General features: G+C 53.1%; 1 rRNA gene. It reads left to right on the top strand.

Features of this window, described 5'->3' with window-relative positions:
- Window positions 1-1421 (top strand): 23S ribosomal RNA (locus tag IFT98_RS20920); the annotation flags it as partial.
- Window positions 1422-1508: the final 87 nt, after the last annotated feature.

The following is a 1508-nucleotide window of genomic DNA, read 5'->3' as shown; positions in this document are numbered from 1 at the left end:
GATCTTAGGTAAATCCGGGATCTTAAGGCCGAGAGCTGATGACGAGTTGTCTTTTAGACGACGAAGTGGTTGATGCCATGCTTCCAAGAAAAGCTTCTAAGCTTCAGGTAACCAGGAACCGTACCCCAAACCGACACAGGTGGTTGGGTAGAGAATACCAAGGCGCTTGAGAGAACTCGGGTGAAGGAACTAGGCAAAATGGCACCGTAACTTCGGGAGAAGGTGCGCCGGTGAGGGTGAAGGACTTGCTCCGTAAGCTCATGCCGGTCGAAGATACCAGGCCGCTGCGACTGTTTATTAAAAACACAGCACTCTGCAAACACGAAAGTGGACGTATAGGGTGTGACGCCTGCCCGGTGCCGGAAGGTTAATTGATGGGGTTAGCGCAAGCGAAGCTCTTGATCGAAGCCCCGGTAAACGGCGGCCGTAACTATAACGGTCCTAAGGTAGCGAAATTCCTTGTCGGGTAAGTTCCGACCTGCACGAATGGCGTAACGATGGCGGCGCTGTCTCCACCCGAGACTCAGTGAAATTGAAATCGCTGTGAAGATGCAGTGTATCCGCGGCTAGACGGAAAGACCCCGTGAACCTTTACTATAGCTTTGCACTGGACTTTGAATTTGCTTGTGTAGGATAGGTGGGAGGCTTTGAAGCGTGGACGCCAGTCTGCGTGGAGCCAACCTTGAAATACCACCCTGGCAACTTTGAGGTTCTAACTCAGGTCCGTTATCCGGATCGAGGACAGTGTATGGTGGGTAGTTTGACTGGGGCGGTCTCCTCCTAAAGAGTAACGGAGGAGTACGAAGGTGCGCTCAGACCGGTCGGAAATCGGTCGTAGAGTATAAAGGCAAAAGCGCGCTTGACTGCGAGACAGACACGTCGAGCAGGTACGAAAGTAGGTCTTAGTGATCCGGTGGTTCTGTATGGAAGGGCCATCGCTCAACGGATAAAAGGTACTCCGGGGATAACAGGCTGATACCGCCCAAGAGTTCATATCGACGGCGGTGTTTGGCACCTCGATGTCGGCTCATCACATCCTGGGGCTGAAGCCGGTCCCAAGGGTATGGCTGTTCGCCATTTAAAGTGGTACGCGAGCTGGGTTTAGAACGTCGTGAGACAGTTCGGTCCCTATCTGCCGTGGACGTTTGAGATTTGAGAGGGGCTGCTCCTAGTACGAGAGGACCGGAGTGGACGAACCTCTGGTGTTCCGGTTGTCACGCCAGTGGCATTGCCGGGTAGCTATGTTCGGGAAAGATAACCGCTGAAAGCATCTAAGCGGGAAACTTGCCTCAAGATGAGATCTCACTGGAACCTTGAGTTCCCTGAAGGGCCGTCGAAGACTACGACGTTGATAGGTGGGGTGTGTAAGCGCTGTGAGGCGTTGAGCTAACCCATACTAATTGCCCGTGAGGCTTGACCATATAACACCCAAGCAATTTGCGTCGAACGACCAGATTGCGGTGACTGTGGAGATGACACGAACCGAAAGTTCGCAGCAAGACAACCCA

The sequence above is a fragment of the Pseudomonas sp. CFBP 8770 genome (assembly GCF_014841705.1).
Classification (GTDB): Bacteria; Pseudomonadota; Gammaproteobacteria; order Pseudomonadales; family Pseudomonadaceae; genus Aquipseudomonas.
Note: the sequence above shows the minus strand (reverse complement) of the source record. Positions and strands in the feature narration are given on the sequence as shown.